3 protein-coding genes are annotated in these 2,318 nt (G+C 71.8%); 2 read left to right on the top strand and 1 reads right to left on the bottom strand.

Annotation, left to right across the window (positions count from 1 at the left end):
• Positions 1 to 161 precede the first annotated feature (161 nt).
• Positions 162 to 1,148: a GlxA family transcriptional regulator gene (locus NS283_RS17955; RefSeq protein WP_058598207.1), complete on the bottom strand. Its 987-nt coding sequence runs from the start codon at positions 1,146 to 1,148 to the stop codon at positions 162 to 164.
• 179 nt (positions 1,149 to 1,327) lie between these two features.
• Between NS283_RS17955 and NS283_RS17950 the strand changes: the two genes are divergently transcribed.
• Together NS283_RS17950 and NS283_RS17945 are read left to right on the top strand one after the other, a co-directional pair.
• Entirely contained in the window at positions 1,328 to 2,044 is a 717-nt protein-coding gene (locus NS283_RS17950; protein WP_058598206.1) for an alpha/beta fold hydrolase, read from the top strand.
• Positions 2,044 to 2,318 (top strand): UBP-type zinc finger domain-containing protein (locus tag NS283_RS17945; RefSeq protein WP_058598205.1); only part of this gene is annotated, 275 nt, incomplete at its 3' end. The genes NS283_RS17950 and NS283_RS17945, both read left to right, overlap by 1 nt.

Genomic DNA, 2,318 nt, shown 5'->3' with positions numbered 1-2,318 from the left:
GGCCGGGCGTGACGGGCGGACGGCGTGACGAGCGGAGGGCCAGGGACGGAGGGAGGGCCCAGCGGCGCGAAAGGTCCTCCGCTCGCCCCCGATCCTCCGCTCAGCACCGCTCTCGCCCGCGCCACAGTGGCGCTCTCGCCCGTGCGACAGTCGGCCTCGCTCTAGGCCGACAGCTCGCCCGCGGGCGGCGCGACCGTCGAGCGGAACCGCTGCTGATACCCCGACGGCGTCACGCGGTACCGCGCGAGGAACGCGCGGCGCAGGGCCGCGGGCGAGCCGAAGCCGGACGCGGAGGCCGACTGGGCGATCGAGGCACCCGACTCGAGCAGGTTGACCGCGAGCTCCAGCCGCAGCGACGCGATGTAGGCGGCCGGGGTGACGCCTAGTTCGTCGCGGATGACGCGGGTGAGGTGTCGAGGGCTGACGTTCACGTGCGCGGCGAGCTCGGTGACGCTCGTCGCGCGGGTCGGATCGTCGGAGACGTACTCGGCTACCGCGCGGGCGATGCTCGTGCGCGGGACCGGCATCTTCAGCGCGGCCGAGAACTGCGACTGCCCGCCCGAGCGGCGCATGTAGACGAGGAGGTGCTGCGCCACGCTGCGCGCGACCTCGGCGCCGTGATCGTCTTCGACGAGGGACAGGGCGAGGTCGATACCCGCCGCGACCCCCGCCGAGGTGTAGATGTCACCCTGCTTCGTGAAGATGCGCTCGGAATCGACCGCGACCCGGGGATAGCGGCTGGCCAGCGCGTCGGCGAACTTCCAGTGCGTCGTCGCGGGGTGACCGTCGAGGAGTCCCGTCGCGGCGAGGCCGAACGCGCCGCTGCAGATCGACGCGATCCTCCGGGCCTGACGCGCCAGGTCGGTGATCGCCCTCTGCAGATCGGCGTCGTCGAACACCGCCGGTGCCCGCTCGCTCCCCGGGATGATCGCCGTGTCGAGCGGCCCGCTCTCGGAGGCTGCGCCGTCGACGCCGATCCGCAGGCCCATGAACGCCGTGACGTCGGCCCCGGTGGGCGAGTAGAACCGGAGCTCGTAGGCATCCGTCGTCAGGTTCGTCTCGGAGAACACCTCGGCGGGGCCGACGAAATCGAGCGCCTTCACCCCGTCGAACAGCAGAATCCCGATCCGACGCCGTTGCCCCGTCATCCGTCGCTCCCGTCCCGAACCTTCTCTCAGCCTGTCACCGATCACCCGTCGGCGGGGATCCGCCTTCGACATCTGTCGAGCGCGATTCTCGACGAATGCCCCTGCCGCCCCGCCGCCGCGCTGCCTAGCGTGGGCACCCACTCGCGGCGACTCGGCTGCGACGAGAGGAGTGGCATCCGATGTCCGTTTCCCCCACCATCGTCCTCGTGCACGGAGCCTTCGCGGATGCCGCGAGCTGGGCGCCCGTGACCCGCGCGCTGCTCGACCAGGGGTACACCGTGCGCGTGCCCGCCGTGCCGAACCGCAGCCTGATCGGCGATGCGGCGTACATCCGCTCGGTCGTCGAGCAGATCGAGGGACCCGTGCTTCTCGCCGGGCACTCGTACGGCGGTGCCGTGATCACCGTCGCGGGTGTCGCCGAGAACGTCGTCGGCCTGGTCTACGTCTCGGGCTACGCGCTCGAAGAGGGAGAGAGTCTCGGCCAGCTGCAGGGCGGCTTCCCCGACTCCGACCTCGCGCAGCACCTCGTCTACACGCCGTTCCCCGTCGAAGGCGGCGAGCCCGGCACCGACGTCTCGGTCGAGGTCGCGGCCTTCCCCGAGGTCTTCGCGCACGGCGTGCCGCTCGAGCGGGCCGAGGTGCTCGCCGTGTCGCAGCGGCCCCTCGCCGCCCTCGCGTTCGGCGAGAACGCGCCCGTCGCCGCGTGGAAGACGAAGCCGGCGTGGGGCATCGTCTCGAGCGCCGACCACACGATCAACCCCGACGTCGAGCGCTTCGGCTACCAGCGCGCGGGCTTGCGGACGGTCGTCGAGCTCGACGCGCCCCACCTCGTTATGCAGAGCCACCCCGCCGAGGTCGCGAAAGTCATCACGGACGCGATCGCCGACCTCGCGTGATGACCGCGCTCGATCAGATCGACCGGGGCGTTCCTCCGAGCGGTCCCGGATGCCAGGAGTGCGACGCGAGCGGGAGCTGGTGGGTCCACCTGCGGCGGTGCGCCGCGTGCGGTCACGTCGGCTGTTGCGACTCGTCGCTGAACCGACACGCGACGGCGCACTTCCACGCGACGGGACACCGGTACATCCAGAGCTTCGAGCCCGGGGAGGTGTGGTGGTGGGACTACGGGACCTCGGCTGTCGTGCACGGACCCCCGCTCGCCCCGCCCACGAC

Source organism: Microbacterium testaceum (assembly GCF_001476285.1).
Lineage (GTDB): Bacteria > Actinomycetota > Actinomycetes > Actinomycetales > Microbacteriaceae > Microbacterium > Microbacterium testaceum_B.
The sequence above is the reverse complement of the archived record's forward strand: the minus strand, read 5'-3'. Positions and strand labels throughout refer to the sequence as shown.

Bases quoted from the DNA above. Each gene is read 5' to 3' on its own strand.
- NS283_RS17950 (WP_058598206.1), top strand. From the start codon at position 1,328: ATGTCCGTTTCCCCCACCATCGTCCTCGTGCACGGAGCCTTCGCGGAT.
- NS283_RS17955 (WP_058598207.1), bottom strand. From the start codon at position 1,148: ATGACGGGGCAACGGCGTCGGATCGGGATTCTGCTGTTCGACGGGGTG.